This window comes from Massilia brevitalea (assembly GCF_030711405.1).
GTDB classification, from domain to species: domain Bacteria; phylum Pseudomonadota; class Gammaproteobacteria; order Burkholderiales; family Burkholderiaceae_D; genus Telluria; species Telluria brevitalea.
Map to the genome: position 1 here is coordinate 1 of NZ_JAULSI010000042.1, position 16,020 is coordinate 16,020.

General features: G+C 64.2%; 13 protein-coding genes. 2 read left to right on the forward strand and 11 right to left on the reverse strand.

The genetic code is table 11. The features are described from left to right. Positions 1 to 112: 112 nt before the first annotated feature. The 5 genes from msrQ to QWL29_RS21605 form a co-directional block, all read right to left on the reverse strand. Entirely contained in the window at positions 113 to 745 is a 633-nt protein-coding gene (gene msrQ, locus QWL29_RS21585; protein ID WP_305824934.1) for a protein-methionine-sulfoxide reductase heme-binding subunit MsrQ, read from the reverse strand. Then, on the reverse strand, positions 745 to 1,740 hold the full coding sequence (gene msrP, locus QWL29_RS21590) for a protein-methionine-sulfoxide reductase catalytic subunit MsrP (protein WP_305824935.1): 996 nt from the start codon (positions 1,738 to 1,740) through the stop codon (positions 745 to 747). The genes msrQ and msrP overlap by 1 nt, the downstream gene beginning before the upstream one ends. A 108-nt stretch (positions 1,741 to 1,848) precedes the next feature. Beyond that, positions 1,849 to 3,036, reverse strand: a complete 1,188-nt coding sequence (gene ccsB / locus QWL29_RS21595; protein ID WP_305824936.1) for a c-type cytochrome biogenesis protein CcsB — start codon at positions 3,034 to 3,036, stop codon at positions 1,849 to 1,851. 35 nt (positions 3,037 to 3,071) lie between these two features. After that, on the reverse strand, positions 3,072 to 5,165 hold the full coding sequence (locus tag QWL29_RS21600; protein ID WP_305824937.1) for a cytochrome c biogenesis protein ResB: 2,094 nt from the start codon (positions 5,163 to 5,165) through the stop codon (positions 3,072 to 3,074). A 112-nt stretch (positions 5,166 to 5,277) separates the two neighbouring features. Next, positions 5,278 to 5,919, reverse strand: a complete 642-nt coding sequence (locus QWL29_RS21605; protein WP_305824938.1) for a c-type cytochrome — start codon at positions 5,917 to 5,919, stop codon at positions 5,278 to 5,280. Between the two features lie 215 nt (positions 5,920 to 6,134). Between QWL29_RS21605 and yihA the strand changes: the two genes are divergently transcribed. After that, on the forward strand, positions 6,135 to 6,854 hold the full coding sequence (gene yihA / locus QWL29_RS21610; RefSeq protein WP_305824939.1) for a ribosome biogenesis GTP-binding protein YihA/YsxC: 720 nt from the start codon (positions 6,135 to 6,137) through the stop codon (positions 6,852 to 6,854). Between the two features lie 15 nt (positions 6,855 to 6,869). After that, the gene (gene hemB / locus QWL29_RS21615; protein WP_305824940.1) at positions 6,870 to 7,883 is read left to right on the forward strand and encodes a porphobilinogen synthase; all 1,014 of its coding nucleotides are present in this window, start codon (positions 6,870 to 6,872) and stop codon (positions 7,881 to 7,883) included. A 161-nt stretch (positions 7,884 to 8,044) separates the two neighbouring features. On the opposite strand, the gene QWL29_RS21620 is transcribed toward hemB, so the two are convergent. From QWL29_RS21620 to QWL29_RS21645, 6 genes are all read right to left on the reverse strand, one after another. Beyond that, positions 8,045 to 8,359 carry a helix-turn-helix domain-containing protein gene (locus QWL29_RS21620; protein WP_305824941.1) on the reverse strand — a complete coding sequence of 105 codons (315 nt, stop codon included), beginning with the start codon at positions 8,357 to 8,359 and terminating at the stop codon, positions 8,045 to 8,047. After that, positions 8,356 to 8,499, reverse strand: a complete 144-nt coding sequence (locus tag QWL29_RS21625; protein ID WP_305824942.1) for a hypothetical protein — start codon at positions 8,497 to 8,499, stop codon at positions 8,356 to 8,358. Before QWL29_RS21625 ends, QWL29_RS21620 begins: the two co-directional genes overlap by 4 nt. Before the next feature lie 134 nt (positions 8,500 to 8,633). Then, positions 8,634 to 10,319 carry a tyrosinase family protein gene (locus QWL29_RS21630; RefSeq protein WP_305824943.1) on the reverse strand — a complete coding sequence of 562 codons (1,686 nt, stop codon included), beginning with the start codon at positions 10,317 to 10,319 and terminating at the stop codon, positions 8,634 to 8,636. 219 nt (positions 10,320 to 10,538) lie between these two features. After that, complete coding sequence (locus tag QWL29_RS21635; protein WP_305824944.1) at positions 10,539 to 11,450, reverse strand: hypothetical protein; 912 nt, start codon at positions 11,448 to 11,450, stop codon at positions 10,539 to 10,541. A gap of 153 nt (positions 11,451 to 11,603) precedes the next feature. Further along, entirely contained in the window at positions 11,604 to 14,759 is a 3,156-nt protein-coding gene (locus QWL29_RS21640; RefSeq protein WP_305824945.1) for an efflux RND transporter permease subunit, read from the reverse strand. Then, on the reverse strand, positions 14,756 to 15,946 hold the full coding sequence (locus tag QWL29_RS21645) for an efflux RND transporter periplasmic adaptor subunit (protein ID WP_305824946.1): 1,191 nt from the start codon (positions 15,944 to 15,946) through the stop codon (positions 14,756 to 14,758). Before QWL29_RS21645 ends, QWL29_RS21640 begins: the two co-directional genes overlap by 4 nt. Positions 15,947 to 16,020 lie beyond the last annotated feature (74 nt).

The following is a 16,020-nucleotide window of genomic DNA, read 5'->3' on the forward strand; positions in this document are numbered from 1 at the left end:
AGGGTGGAGTCCATCACATTAGGGTGGGCACTCGTGCCCACGCGGATTCAATATACCGATAACAGAACAGGCAACAGCCCCATTACCGCCAGCGCACCGGCTCGCAAACGCATCAAACCCGCACCGCCGCCCGCGCCTTGACCCGGCTCCAATACACCCTGAGCGCCAGCAACACCGCCACGATCACGGCAAACAGCATCGGCTGCGCCAGGTTGTTCTTGGCCGCCTTCATCCACCAGAAGTGCAGCACCGCGAGCGGCGCAACGACATAAATCAGTCGATGCAGCCACTGCCAGCGCTTGCCTCCAAGGCGCCGGATCATGCCGTTGGTGCTGGTCGCCGCCAGCGGGATCAAGAGCACGAAAGCGATGAAGCCGACCAAAATAAACGGCCGCTTGGCCACATCGCGCAGCATCGACGCCACATCGAAGAAATGATCGAACCAAAAGAAGGCTACGAAATGCAGCAGCGCATAAAAGAAGGCAAACAGCCCGATCATGCGCCGCAGCTTCACGACCCAGTTCCAGCCAGTGAGCCGGCGCAGCGGCGTCACCGCCAGCGTGATGCACAGGATGTACAGCGCCCAGTCGCCGCTCTGGTGGGTGATATAGGCCAGCGGATCGACCGGCACCCCGGCCACCACCTGCCAGCCGCTCCACAAAAACGGCAGCAGCGCCAGCACGAACAGCGCCGCCTTGATCGCCGTAATCTGCCTGGCTGTCGGAGCTGCCATCAGCGCAGTCATCAGAAAAACCGTTTCAAGTCCATGCCCGCATACAGCGAAGCGACCTCGTTATAGCCGTTGAACATCAGCGTATCGCGCTTGCGCTTGAAGAAGCCGTCCTCGCCGATGCGCCGTTCAGTGGCCTGCGACCAGCGCGGGTGGTCCACCTTCGGGTTCACGTTCGAGTAAAAGCCGTACTCGCGCGGGGCCGACACGTTCCAGGCTGTCTTCGGCTGCTCGCGCAGGAAGCGGATGCGCACGATGGATTTCGGCGACTTGAAACCATACTTCCACGGCACCACCACGCGCACCGGCGCGCCGTTCTGGTTCGGCAGCACCTGGCCGTACATGCCGACGGTGAGCAGCGCCAGCGGATGCATGGCTTCGTCCATGCGCAGGCCTTCCACGTAGGGCCAGTCGAGCACGCCGCTTCGCAGGCCCGGCATCTGCGCGCGGTCGGCCAGGGTCGTGAATTCGACGTACTTGGCGTTGCCGGTCGGCTCCACCGCGCGGATCAAATTCGACAGCGAGTAGCCGACCCAGGGGATCACCATCGACCAGCCCTCGACGCAGCGCAGGCGGTAGATGCGTTCTTCCAGCGGCGCCAGTTTGGTCAGGCTGTCGATGTCCAGCCGCAGCGGCTTTTTCACTTCGCCTTCGATGGCGACCGTCCAGGGCCGGGTGCGCAGGGTGTGCGCGTTCTCGGCCGGGTCGGTCTTGTCGAGGCCGAATTCGTAGAAGTTGTTGTAGTGGGTGGCGTCGCGCAGCGAGGTCTGCGGCTCGGTGGTCGAGAAGCCGGGGTTGGCCTTGGCGGCCAGCTTCTGCACCGGCGCGCCTTGCGTGGAGACGCCCTGGGCAAAGGCCTCGCGGTTCGCCATTTCCCACAGCGCGCTGCCGGCGGCGGCGCCGGCAGCGATGCGCGCGATGAACTTGCGCCGCTCCTCATACACCTCGCGCGGCGTGATTTCGGAGGCGAATGGCCGGTCCAGGCCATTGGGATTTTTCTTGATCAACATCGGGAACTCCGCAGGCAATCGACGTTCTACCTTACACCATTGCCTGCGGAACCGTCGGGCGCATGGCCGATCGGTGATGTTGTGGGTGCGTTTCGGGTAAGTCCTGGATTACAGCTCGCCGTAGGAATGCAGCCCCGACAGGAACATGTTCACGCCCAGGAAGGCAAACGTGGTCACCAGCAAGCCCACCAGCGCCCACCAGGCCGCCATCTTGCCGCGCAGACCGTTAATCAAACGCAGGTGCAGCCAGGCCGCGTAGTTCAGCCAGACGATCAGTGCCCAGGTTTCCTTCGGGTCCCAGGACCAGTAGCCGCCCCAGGCCTCGGCCGCCCACAGCGCGCCGAGGATGGTGGCCACCGTGAAGAAGGCGAAGCCGACGGAAATCGCCTTGTACATCACGTCGTCCAGCACTTCCAGCGACGGCAGGCGGTCGGCCAAAATACCGTGCGATTTCAGGAGATAGGCCGTGCCGACCATCGCCGCCAGGGCAAAGGTGCCGTAGCCGATGAAGTTGGCCGGCACGTGGATCTTCATCCACCAGCTTTGCAGGGCCGGCACCAGCGGCTGGATGGTGGCGGCGTCGCGCGAGACCGTGTACCAGAGCAGGAAGGCCACGGCTGCGGCGATGATCAGCAGGACAAAGGCGCCGAGCTGGCGCGTGGCGTAGCGCTCTTCGTAATACAGGTAGAACAGCGCCGTGATCATCGCGAACAGGATGAACACTTCATACAGGTTCGACACCGGAATGTGGCCGACGTCCGGCCCGATCAGGTAGGACTCGAACCAGCGCACCATCATGCCGGTAAAGCCCAGCACCACGGCGGCCCAGCACAGGCGCGAGCCAATCGCCCCACCCGAGCCCGAACGGCTGAGCAAGCCGATCCAGTAGAACACGGTCGAGAACACGAACAGCGCGCTCATCCACAAGATGGCCGACTGGCTCGACAGCATGTACTTGAGGAAGAATTTCTGCTCGGCCGCCGCCAGCGAGCCGTCGTACATCGAGATGGCCCACAGCGACAGCAGGGCCACGGTCGGCATCAGCCAGCGCACCGGCTTCCAGTGCCAGCCCAGGGCGGCAAAGGTCGGCGCCGCCAGCAGCAGGATCGCGCGCTCGTATCCGTCCATGAAATGGGCGTAGCGGTTCAGCGCGAACAGGGCCGCGGCCAGCAGGCCGGCGCCGAACAGCCAATCGATGGCGCTCAAGCGGCGGAAATAGCCGGGCGCTTCGGTGTACACGCTGCCCTTGTCGATGCTGACAGGACGGGGGGTCGGGGTGGGGCGGGATGCTTCCATACGTTTCTCCAATGCTGCTTACTGGCAGCGTCAGCTTACGCCGATTGCGGCAGCTTGGCTGCCAGGTCGGCGAATTCTTTCTCGAAATCCAAAGTCTTGCGCTGGGTGCTCATCGCCATCAGGGCATGGGCGCCGTCGCCGTCCTGGCGCACCCAGACCCACAGGCGGCGCTCGCGGATGTAGAACATCGCAAAGATGCCGGCCACCAGCAGCACGCAGCCGAGATACACGATCTTCTTGCCTGGCGAACGCGTTACCTGCAGCACCGAGGCCTTCACTTCATGGAACTCGTCCAGCTGCAGATAGACCGGGGCGCCATAAAAGAAGCTGTCGGACAGCGCGTTCGTCGCCAGTTGCAGGAAGCGGCCATGCTTGTCGCTGCCTTCGATGGCCGCTTCGCCATCCTTGGCGCGCGCCACCTGCCACAGCTCCCACAGCACGCCATTGAGCATCTTGATGAAGACATTCGCCGCCTTTTCCTGCTCGGCCGCCGGAATCTTTTCCAGGAACTGGGCCACGGCAACGAAGCCACCCGGGGTATTGTCGCCGGCAAAAATGCCGAGGGTGCGCTCGGCCGACTGGCGCAGCTGGTCGCCAAAGCCGGGCTGGCTGCCCTGCCCCGGCGCCAGGGCGCGCGCGGCGTAGCGTTCGGCGGCTTGCGCGCGCATGGCCGGATTGGCGAGCGCCGCGCGCAGGCGCATCCACTCGCGCACGCCATAGTTGTCGTCGGCCGGGATGCGCAGGAAGCGGAAACCTTCGGACGGGCTGGTGCGCACGCCGGCCAGGAACACTTGCGAGCCTTCGAGCGTTACCGGCTGCATGTAGTTCATGAATTCGCGCGCCTGGCCGGTCTGGTCGCGCAATTTATACTGCACGCTCGGGCCCACATTCTTCAGGTCCTTGTTGGTGGCGTTCTTGCCGGCCGAACCCGAGGCCTTGCCCAGGGTCGCCGCGAACTGCTCGTTGAAGGATTGCCCCTTGGTCACGGCGCGCACGTCGTTGCCAGCCGCCGTATTCTCGACGTTGAAGGGGCGGAAGCCCGACCATTCCACCGCAAAGGCGCCAGTCGGCGTCTTCAGCTCGGTGGAATTGCCGACTTCGCCGGCCATCTCGAAAGACTTCGATTCGGTGCCTGCCATCGGGAAGCCGGTGAGTTTGAGCTTGCTGCCGCCATCCTCGAAGCTCGACTGGTAGACGGCCACGCCTTTATAAATCAGCGGTTCGTTGACCTTGATGGTGGCCGGGAAGGTCTTGCCGGCCTCGCGGTCGTGCACCACGACGTCGCTGGCAAACAGTTTCGGCATGCCGGTCGAGTAGAAATCGATGTGGAATTTCTTCAGCTCGATGGCAAACGGCAGGTCCTGCACCAGCACGCCGCTGGCCTGCGGCAGGATCGCGGTGCTGCCGGTCTGGCCTTCGGCCAGCAGGGTGTTGCCGCGGTAGGTCGGGTTGCCCAGGCCGAGGCGGTGCTGAGCCGGAATCTGCGCAATCACGCCGCTGCCGGCATACGGCGTTTTACCCAGGAACCATTGTTGGAAGCGGATGGGCAGTTCGGAATCGAGCATGCCGCCGAGCAGGATCACGATGATCGCCGTGTGCGCGAAGATGTAGCCGAACTTGTTGCCGGCGCCCTTTTTCGCCGCCACCAGGATGCCATGGCCCTTGTCGACCACCTTGACCTTGTAGCCGGCGTGCCCGAGGCGATTCGCGCTCTGCTGGGCCAGGGCCACGTAGTCGAGCGGCGTGCGCCATTCGCTTTTATGGTGGAAATTGCGCAGCGATTCTTCACGCACGTGGTCGCGCCAGCTGCGCATGTCGCGGATCATTTTCGGCGCATTGCGCACCACGCACAGGCCGGTGGAGACGATCAGCGCCAGCAAAATCGCCAGGAACCACCAGGCGGTGTAGACCGTGTACAGGCCCAGTTTGCGGAAGACTTCGTACCAGAAGGGACCGAACTGGTTCACGTAGTTCGGCATGGCATTGCCCTGCACCAGCACCGTGCCGATGATGGCGGCAATCGCCAGGATCATCAGCAGGCTGATGGCAAACCGCATCGATGAGACCAGCTCGACGGCTTCGGCCAGCGCGCGCCGGCGCGTCTTCAATTCAATTCCCGTGGTGCTCATTCTCAGACTTACTTTCTCATGCGGTAGGTGCGCCGCGAGTTTACAGCAAAAAGGGCGCCGGCTTGCGCTGGACGCCCTTCTTTTCAGCTATGAGTGAAGCTGCAAGAAACGTTCAGCGCAGGCCTGCGATGTAGTCGGCGACGGCCTTCATTTCCGCATCCGACAGGCGTTGCGACAGGACCGTCATCTGCGGGCTGTTGGCGCGCGCACCGCTCTTGAATGCAGCCAATTGGGCCAGGGTGTAATCTTGATGCTGGCCGGCCAGGCGCGGATACTGGATCGGGATGCCGGCGCCGGCGGCGCCATGGCAGCTGGCGCAAGCGGCGACGCCCTTGTCGGCAATGCCGCCGCGGTAGATCTTGCGGCCCAGTTCGACGGTATCCTTGTTCTTCGCGGCGCCCGGCTTCACCTTCTGCACTGCGAGGTAAGCGGCAATATTGCGCTTGTCTTCCTCGGAGAGCATCTTGGCGTAGGTGGTCATCACCGGGTTGTTGCGCTGCGGCGTCGTGAAGTCGACCAATTGCTTGTGGGTGTAGGCTTCGAACTGCGCCGAGAGTTTCGGGTTCGCGACGATGGTCGAGTTGCCGTTGGCGCCGTGGCAGGACAGGCAGGCCGGCAAGCCGCGCGCGGTGTCGCCGCTTTCGTACAGGGTGGCGCCTTTGGCGGGGTCGGCTTTGGCAGCAACAGCGGCAGGCTGGGCTGCGGTAGCGGCGGCGGAACCGAACGCCAGGGTGGCAAGCAACAACGATTTCATGAACACCGCATTAGCGGACGATACAGACACACGATTCATTCGAGCACCCTGAAAAAGTCGACAACAGTTTGGTAGGTACAGCGGCCTGACTGGCGCCCGGCATGGCGAATTCGTATAGCGATCTCGCTAGGGCGGCAAACAATTGATAACCCCTTATTGTACAATAGGATTGTTTCCTCCACGCCTCATTTCCTTGTCTTTTTCACCTCTCTTCCATGTCCAAACTCTGGCAAGCCCGCTTCTTCACGACCGTTAACCAGCTGCGCGATCTCCCGTCGACCCAGGTCCCCGAGATTGCCTTCGCCGGCCGTTCCAACGCGGGCAAGTCGACCGCGATTAATATCCTGACCAACCAAAAAGGTCTCGCCTTCGCGTCGAAAACGCCGGGCCGCACCCAGCACATCAACTATTTCTCGATCGGCGGCGCCCACGTTGGCCAGCACCGCAAGGACCCGACCATCGTCGAGGAAATCCAGGCCCTGCTGGTCGACTTGCCGGGCTACGGCTACGCGGAAGTGTCGGGCAACGCCAAGCTGCACTGGCAGAAACTGCTGGGCGACTACGTCCAGCGCCGCGAGCAATTGGCCGCCCTGGTGCTGATCATGGATTCGCGCCGCCCCTTCACCGACCTCGACGTGCAGATGCTGGAGTGGTTCGCCCCGACCGGCAAACCGATCCACTGCATCCTCACCAAGGCCGACAAGCTGAACCGCAACGAACAGGCCAACGTGCTGCGCGAAGCGCGCGGCATCCTGGACAGCTATGTCGACGAAGACGGCGAAGGTTTCCCGTTTACGGTGCAACTCTTCTCCGCGCTCAAGCGGATCGGCATCGAAGAGGCGGACGCCAAGATCCAGGAGCTGATCGGCCTGTCCGGCAACGATGAAGATGATGCAGGCGCAGAGGAAGAAATCCCGGTCCCCGACCAATCCTGATAGAAAGCGATCACGATGAGTTCCATCATTACCGGCCAGTACCCGAATACGCGCATGCGCCGCATGCGCCGCGACCCCTTCTCGCGCGCCCTGATGCGCGAAAACACCGTTACCGCCTCGGACCTGATCTACCCGGTCTTCATCCTCGACGGCGAAAACCAGCGCCAGCAAGTAGCCTCGATGCCGGGCGTCGAGCGCCTCTCGATCGATTTGCTGCTGAAGGTGGCCGAGGAATGCGTGTCGCTCGGCATCCCGGTGCTGGCCCTGTTCCCGGTGATCGACGCCTCGCTGAAAACCTATGACGGCGTGGAAGCGACGAATCCCGACGGCCTGGTGCCGCGCGCGGTGCGTGCGCTGAAGAAGCATTTCCCGGAACTCGGCATCCTCACCGACGTGGCGCTGGACCCCTACACCACCCACGGCCAGGACGGCTTGCCGGACGAGACCGGCTACATCGTCAACGAAAAGACGATCGCCATGCTCACGCGCCAGGCTCTGGCGCAAGCCGAAGCCGGCGTCGACATCGTGGCCCCGTCGGACATGATGGACGGCCGCATGGGCGTGATCCGCGGTGCGCTGGAAGAGCGCGGCTTCATCCACACCCGTTTGATGGCCTACTCGGCCAAGTACGCCTCGGCCTTCTACGGCCCCTTCCGCGACGCGGTCGGCTCGGCCGCCAACCTGGGCAAGGCCGACAAGAACACCTACCAGATGGACCCGGCCAACATCGACGAGGCCCTGCGCGAAGTGGCGCTCGACCTGGCCGAGGGCGCCGACATGGTGATGGTCAAGCCCGGCATGCCCTACCTGGACGTGGTGCGCCGCGTGAAGGACGAGTTCAAGGTGCCGACCTTTGCCTACCAGGTCAGCGGCGAATACGCGATGATCAAGGCCGCCGCCCAGAACGGCTGGCTGGACCACGACAAGGTCATGATGGAATCGATGATGGCCTTCAAGCGCGCCGGCGCCGATGGCGTGCTGACCTACTTCGCGCTCGACGTGGCGCGCAAGCTGAAAGCGGGCGCGTAAACGTTTCCCGATGTTTGGTCAACGAAAAACCGTGCTTGCGCACGGTTTTTTTATGACGTTGACGTTGACGCTGATGTTGACGTTGTCGGGTGGGCATTCGTAGTGCTGGCATTTAGCCAGCCCTACTGCCCACGCGGTATGGCACCGTCGCGTGTCGAAAATCAGAGCGCTGCAATCGCATCCAGCAAGGTCGGATCGCGATCGATCAGGCTCAACAAAATAGCCGCTTGGGCATTCGGCTTGGCCGTGCCCTGCTCCCAGTTCTTGATGGTTTGCGGTTGCGTTCGCAAACGGCGGGCGAACACCGGCTGGGACAGGTGGAGCTTCTCGCGCACTGCCCGAACTTTTTCCGCCGTCATTTCCGGCGGGGCCTTCAGTTCCACTTTCGTCGTGCGAAGCGTGAGTTTGCCTTGCCGCGCTTCTTCCAAAGCGTCGAAACCTTCCATCAGTTCGCCAAAAATATCTCGTTTGCTCATTGCTTGGTACTCCTCACCTTGATTTCCAGTTCCAGACGCCCTTTCAGCGCCTTGCGCTGGTCGGTGCTGAGATCGTCTGCTTCCAGGTATGTTTCGCGCAGGCGCGCGAAGGGAGGAAGTTCGACAAACGTAGCATTCATTAGTGTACCCAAGTTGGGGATATAAGTACGATTTTTTTAAACATCATGTTTAATTTGAGAGTCGTTACAGAACCGGATTCGCGTTGATACACAGTGGTGAACGCGTGGACGGCATCGCCATCCACCCTACCGTTCTAGTAAACTTCAACGTTCGCCGCCACCAGCTCGACGTCCTCATCGCCCATGTCGTGATGCCCCATCATCGCGTGCATCGGCACCACGCGCAGCCGCAGCGCCGTGTCGTCCGACGCCGGCCCCGCCCCGCGCGCCGCGCTCAGCTTGGCGCCGAGCGGCAGTGCGAAGCTGAGTGCGCCACACGAACCGCGGTGGCCGAACATCACGATCGTAGCCAGGTAGAACGGGCTGCCGGCGTCGATGCCGTGCGGATTCTCCGGCCCGTTCAGGATCACGATGTAGGGATCGCGGCAAGCCTGCGGGAAGTTCAGCGTGATGTTGGCCACCACGGTCTGCCCGGCCTCGACCGCACTTTCCAGCGTACCCGCCGTCACTTTCACCTGGGCCGTGGCCGGCCGCGCGCCGCCGACCGCGCGGCTCAGCACCGACCCGGGAAACACGCGCCGCGCCACCCGTTGCGGGCGCGCCAAAGCGCCAGCCATCTTCGGCAGCGTTTCCTCGCCGCTGCCGGCTTCGTAGTCGTAGTCGAAGAAGCCGGTCGCCTCGTAGTCGCCGGCACGGATCTGCGTTACCGGCGCGCCCTTGGCGTCGACGAAGAACAGCAGCGGTTCGCGTGCCCAGCGGTAGTAATCGGTGGCCCGCTCCGCTGCGGATTTCTGATCGTCCGGCAAGTCGGTGCGCAGTTCGACGCCGGTCGGCAGGGTCGGCAGGCCGAGCAGCGTTTGCCGGCGCGTCCACACGTCCCACAGGCGGTCGATATTCGCATGGTGCAGGAAGAACACGGGGTCGACCGGCGACAGCATGTCGGCCATGAAGCCGCGCGACTCGGTGAAGTTGCAGTCGCGCGAGCCGACGCAGCGGTGCACCGAATTGTGCGGCCGCGCTTCCAGCACACCAAACCCTGCCGAAACGCTGTGGTTCGCGCTCTTCGGGCTGGCAAAGGTGGGATAGTCGGGCGCGTCGAGGGCGGCGCGGATGGTGGCCGGCGCCACCGCGTCGGAGGTGGCCAGCGAGATGCCGGGCCGCTCGCGCACGATGCCGCGCGCGCCGGGCTGGTCGTAGAACATGCGCCCGGACGGGTCGCGCAGGATGTCGAACATGACGTCGGCGTCGAAGCGGATATTGCGCGCCAGTAGCTGGCCGTACTGGGAGTTGCGGCTGTACACGCCGCCGGGCGAAGTCCAGTAGCCGGAATTGGCCACCGCTGCCGCCAGGCGCGCCTCGAATTCGGGTGCGGTGCCGTAGAAGGCGCTGTGGTTCGGGTCGAGCACGCCGTCGAACATGCCTTCGGGCAGGCGCTGCTCGGCGGTCCAGTCCCAATACGGCAGGGCGAACTGCGGGTCGCCGCTCAGTTCGCGGCAAACCTGCTCGAACCAGCCCAGGTAGCCGCGGTGCCAGGGCAGGAACCACCAGTTGCCGTGCGGGCAGTCGAGGGTGTGGATGATGGCCTGGCGGTACCAGTTGCGCGGGTCTTCGGGCGGCAGCGCCAGCATGGCGCGCACGGCGCGGGCGTAGCTCTGGAGCATGCGTGCACCCATCTTCGAGCTCGCGCTGGGGCGTCGCCAGCGCGCCCGTGCCGGCGGCTGGGCCATCCCCATGCCGAACGGCAGGAGGCTGGCGCCGGCGGCGAGGACGGTCGATTGCAGGATGCGGCGGCGTGCGGGATTGACGGCGTGCTGGGTCATGACGGGCTCCGGTGGCGGAAATGGCGAGATGCCCGCCTGTGGCCAGTTAAGCGAACGCGGCGGGTCCTCCGCTCAGCCTAAGCCGGTCTGGAGCGCAGGGCGCTGGTGCAGCGCAAACGGGCGCACCGGAAGCGTGCAGGAGCGAATGCCGCCGAAAAAGAAAAGGCCACGCATCGAACGATACGTGGCCAGCGGACAACGGCGGCGAATGCCTGCCGCTCAGCGCGGTGGGCTGTAATTCGGGAACATTTCCTTCATCAGGAAAGCATGCAACTCCGCCGTATCCTTCGGCCGCGCGCTCATCGTCACTACCTTGCCCAGGCGGTGCGATTCCCACTCGAAGTCGCCGGTCTTTTCGCGGCGGATCAGTTCGATCATCTTCTTCACCACGGCGGTTTCGACGTCCGGCTCGCTGCCCTGCTCCACCGTCACCGAGGTCAGCCAGCGGCGCTTGAAGTTCTGGTTCCAGCCACGGAACTTCAGGTCCATGCTGTGGAAGGTCTTGTTCGAGATCGAGAAGATGCCCCCGCTCTCGTCGTTGTCGTCGCGCCCGCGGTTATTGATCTTGGCAATGTTCGCCAGCGCATTGCGGGTGCCGCGCGCGGCTTCGCTTTCCTCTTCGGTCTGGCTCGGCTCGGTAGCGCCGCGCTGGGCACGCTTGCGCGCGATGTACTCGGCCATGTCCATCGGCGGCGCTTCCTCGGGCTTGGCTTCCGGCTTCGGCTCGGGCGGCGGCGGCTCGACCTTGTCGACGATCCGCGGCTTGTCCTCGGGCAGCGTGATGGTGTCGGGCAGGCGCTCGACGCGCGGGGTCGTCGGCCGGGGCTTGGTTGGGGTCTTCGAGGGCTTGCTGGTCTTGGCCGGCGCCTGGGCCTGGGGCGGCTTTGGTTTCGACAGCGGCTGCACGTAGACCACTTCCCCGCCCGGCGGCGGCCTGGCCTTTTTCTCGGTGCGTTCGGGCTGGTAGAAGTAGAGCGCTACCAGCAGCAGGTGCAAGGCGATCGTGATCGCCAGGCCGGTGCGGTTGGGACCCTGCCTGCCATAGGTCGGCACCACGGCGCCGGGCAGCGGCTGTCCGCAATGCTGGCAGACATCGCTGTGCTCGGCGTAGGAGTGGGAATGGTCACGCAAAATCAATACTACTTTCCGGATAACTGGTCAGCGCAATGCGGGGGTGAGCCGAAGTCTACCCGCGCAGTCTACCTGCTTTGGGTCTCCGGCGCACAGCCGCGTTGCGCTGCACAGCTTACAGGGCGGTTTTCCTGACAGTTGTTACATTGTGTTTCAGCTTATCTTGTGCAGCGAGACCGGCGCCGGCGCATGGCCAGGCTGCGCCCCATGGGCCTGCTCGTGCGCTACCTCGTGTGCGGCGATGTCGACGTCGGTCATCGGGCCGCTGCCGCTGTACTTGTCGAGGTACAGATAGATCACCGGGGTGATGTAGAGCGTGATCACCTGCGAGAAGATCAGGCCGCCCACCACCGCCAGGCCCAGCGGCTGGCGCAGCTCGGCGCCGGCGCCGATGCCCAGCGCGATCGGCAGCGCACCCATCATCGCCGCCAGCGTGGTCATCAGGATCGGGCGGAAGCGCAGGATGCAGGCTTCGCGGATTGCCTGGTCCGGGGTCATGCCGGCATTCCTTTGCGCGTCGAGGGCGAAGTCGATCATCATGATTGCGTTCTTCTTCACGATACCGATCAGCATCAGGATGCCGATCATCGCAATCAGGGTCAGGTCGAGGTTGAAGATCCACAGCGTCAGCAGCGCCCCCACCGCCGCCGACGGCAGGCCGGCGAGAATGGTCAGCGGGTGGATATAGCTTTCGTACAGCACGCCGAGCAGCACGTAGATGACGCCAATCGCCGTGATGATCAGGATCAGCTGGCTCGACTGGGTATCCTGGAACACCGCCGCGTCGCCGCCGTAGTTCGTGATGATCGAGGACGGCAGTTTCATTTCGCGCTTCATCTCGTCGATGGCGGCGGTGGCGTCGCCCAGCGGCACATTCGGCGCCAGATTGAAGGCCAGCGTGATCGCCTGCAACTGCCCCTGGTGGTTGATCGCCAGCGGGCCGACGGTGCGGCGCACGTTCGCAAAGCTCGACAGTTTTACCAGGTCGCCATTGCTGGAGCGTACAGACACGCGCGACAGCGCATCGTCGTAGTAGCGGTCGGCCTCGGCCGCTTCCAGGATCACGTAATAGCTGGCGGCGGTGGAGTAAATGGTCGAGACCTGGCGCTCGCCGAAGGCGGCGTACAGCACGGTGCGTACGTCGGCCATGTTCACGCCCAGGCGCGCGGCCTTGTCGCGGTCGATGTCGAGGGTGGCCTGCAGGCCGCGGTTCTGCGAGTCGCTGGTGACGTCGCGGAATGTCGGGTCGCGCTTCATGCGTTCGAGGAACTGGTCGGCCCAGCTGCCGATCTCGCCGCCCGACACGCTCTGCAGCGTGTACTGGTAGCGGCTCTTGCTCTGGCGTCCGCCCAGCTGCAGGTTCTGCACCGGCGACATGTACACCTGCACGCCCGCGATGCCGCGCGTGCCCTTGCGCAGCTCGTCCAGCACTTCCGGCATGGCCGGACGCTCCGAGCGCGGCACCAGCACCAGGAACATGCGGCCGCTGTTGCCGCCACCCACGAAGGAAGTGACGTCCTGCACGTGCTTGTTGGCACGCATCACGTCGACCACCTTGCCCTGCAGCGCCATCATCGCCTGCGAAGAGGTGTCTTCGGATGCTTCGACGGTGATGCGGATCTGGCCAAGGTCTTCCTCGGGGAAGAAGCCCTTCGGCATGGTCATGTACAAAATCGCAGTCAGGGCAAAGGTGCCGAAGGCCAGCATCAGCACCAGGAAGCGGTAGCGCAGCGCCTTGTCCAGGCTGCGCGCATAGCCGTTGCGCACGCCCGTGAACATGGCTTCGAAGCGGCGTCCGATCCAGGACATTTCGTGCGGCTCGATGTGGCCGCCGTTCTTGATCAGGCGCGAGCACAGCATCGGCACCAGGGTCAGCGACACCGCCGCCGACACCAGCACCGCCAGGCCGACGATGACCGCGAATTCGCGGAACAGCAGGCCGATCACGCCCGGCATGAAGAAGATCGGGATGAACACCGCCACGAGCGAAATCGAGATCGAGACGATGGTGAAGCCCATCTCGCGCGAACCGACCAGGGCCGCGTGGAAGGGCTTTTTCCCCATTTCCATGTGGCGCACAATGTTTTCCAGCACCACGATGGCATCGTCGACCACCAGGCCGACGGCCAGCGTGATGCCAAGGAGTGAGATGTTATCCAGGCTATAGCCGAAGGCATACAGCAGCGACAGTGCACCGAGCAGCGAGATCGGCACCGTCACCGCCGGGATCAGGGTCGCAGTCAGGCGGTGCAGGAACAGGAAGATCACCAGGATGACCAGGATGACCGTGCCGGCCAGCGTCAGATTCACGTCGTGGATCGCTTCGCGGATCGAGATCGAGCGGTCGTTCACCAGGCTGATCTTGATCGAGGCCGGCAGTTGCGTCTCGAACTTCGGCATCAAATTGCGCACGGCGTCGACCACCTGCACCGTGTTGGCGTTCGGCTGGCGCTGCACCATCAGCACGATCGAGCGTTCGCCGTTCAGGCTGCCGGCAGCTTTGACGGACTGGTAGCTGTCTTCGACCTGCGCCACTTCTTCCAGGCGCACCGGCAAGCCGTCGCGGGTAGCGACGATGAGCTTGGCGAAGTCGGCTGCCTTCATGAGCTGGCCGCCGCCCTGGATGGTCAGCGTCTGCGCCGGGCCGTCGAGGATGCCGAGCGGGGTGTTCGAATTGGCGGCGCGCAGGGCGGCGGCCAGTTCGTCCATCGAGATATTGCGCGCGTTCATCAAATCGGAACGGGCGCGCACGCGCACGGCGAAGCGTTTCTGGCCATTCACGGTGACTTGCGCGATGCCCGGCAGGGTCGAGATCGCCGGCGACACCACGTTTTCGGCGTAGTCGTTCAGCTCGGCCAGGCCCATCGAGGGCGAGGTCATGTGCATGAACAGGATCGGGGCGTCGGCCGGGTTGATCTTGCGGTAGGCCGGCAAGTCGGTCATTTCCAGCGGCAACTGGCGCTGGGCGGCCAGCAAGGCCGCCTGTACGTCCACCGCCGCCTTGTCGACGTCGATCGAGGTGTCGAATTCCAGCGTCAGCGAGGTGTTGCCCTGGGTGCTGGTCGAGGTGATCAGCCTGATGCCGGCGATGGTCGAAAACTGCTTTTCCAGCGGCAGCGCCACCGAGGACGCCATGGTTTCCGGGCTGGCGCCGGGCAAATTGGCGCCGACGTTGATGACCGGCGTGTTATAGCTCGGCAGCGCCGCGACCGGGATGTGCATGTAGGCCAGGATGCCGACCAGCACCAGGCTGATCGACAACAGCACCACCATCACCGGACGGCGGATACACAGTTCGGACAGATTCATGCTCCACCACCCTTCGTCGCGGGTGCGCCTTGTGGTTTGGCAGCCGGACCAGCGCTGGCGGCAATCTTGATCTTGCCGCCTGGACGCAGGTTCTGCTTGCCTTCGGTAATCACTTGCTCATTGCCGTTCAAGCCGGTCACCGCCGCATTCAGGCCGAAGGCATGCTGGCGTACGATCGGCACCTGGCGCGCGGTGCCGTCTTTCTCGACAACATAGACGAAGGTGCCGTAGGCGTTGATGATAATCGCATTTTGCGGAATCACGACGGCGCCCTGGATCGTGCGCACCGTGACCCGGGTGTTGACGTATTGTCCCGGCCACAATTGGCCGTCGGCGTTGCTGAATTGGGCTTTCACGCGGATCGTGCCGCTGGTCGGGTCAACCGTGTTGTCGACGAAAATCAGTTCGCCGGTGACGGGCTTCGCGTCAGCGCCGCTGTTCGCCTCCACCGCCACCTTGCCGGCCTTCTGGGCCGCCAGCAGCGCGCCCAGCGAGGATTCCGGCAGGGTGAAGGCGATGTCGATCGGGTCGAGCTGGGTGATGGTGGTGAGCGAGGTGGTCGGCTGGACCAGGCTGCCGCCATACACATTGATGGCGCCGACGCGGCCCGACAGCGGCGCACGGATCGTGGTGTAGCTGGCGCTGACCTGGTTGGCACGCACGGCGGCGGAGCTCGCTGCGACGGCGGCGCGCGCAGCTTCGACCTGGCTTTGCAGGGAGTCGACGGCGCTCTGGGCCAGGAATTTCTGGGCCACCAGGTCCTGGCTGCGCTTGTACTGGCGCTCGAGGTCGGCCAGGTTGGCCTTGCCGCGCGCCACTTCCGCTTCGGACTGGGCCACGGCGGCGCGGTCGCTGCGGTCGTCGAGCGAGAACATCAGTTGGCCCTTCTTGACGAACTGGCCCTCGCGGATGTGCACTTCGCGGATGGTGCTGGTGGTCTGCGGACGCAGGTCGACGGTCTGCTGCGGGGTCACGGTGCCGTTCGCGGCGACCTCGACGCCGACGTCCTGGCGCTGCGGCGCCACCACGTTGACGGTGGTCGGGCCCTGGGCCGCACCGGCGCCGGCGCCGCCGGCGGCCCCGTTCTTGCCCTCGCCTTCGGCGTGGGCGCCGCGGTTCATGTACCAGGCGCCGCCGATGCCGGCTGCAACGACGACGGCGATGACTGCGAGCGTATTCTTTTTCATTCAGGTCCCTTGCCGCCAGTTCCGGCAGCTTTATCAATCAATCAAACAATGTCTCAGGCACAAAAGCGTGGCGG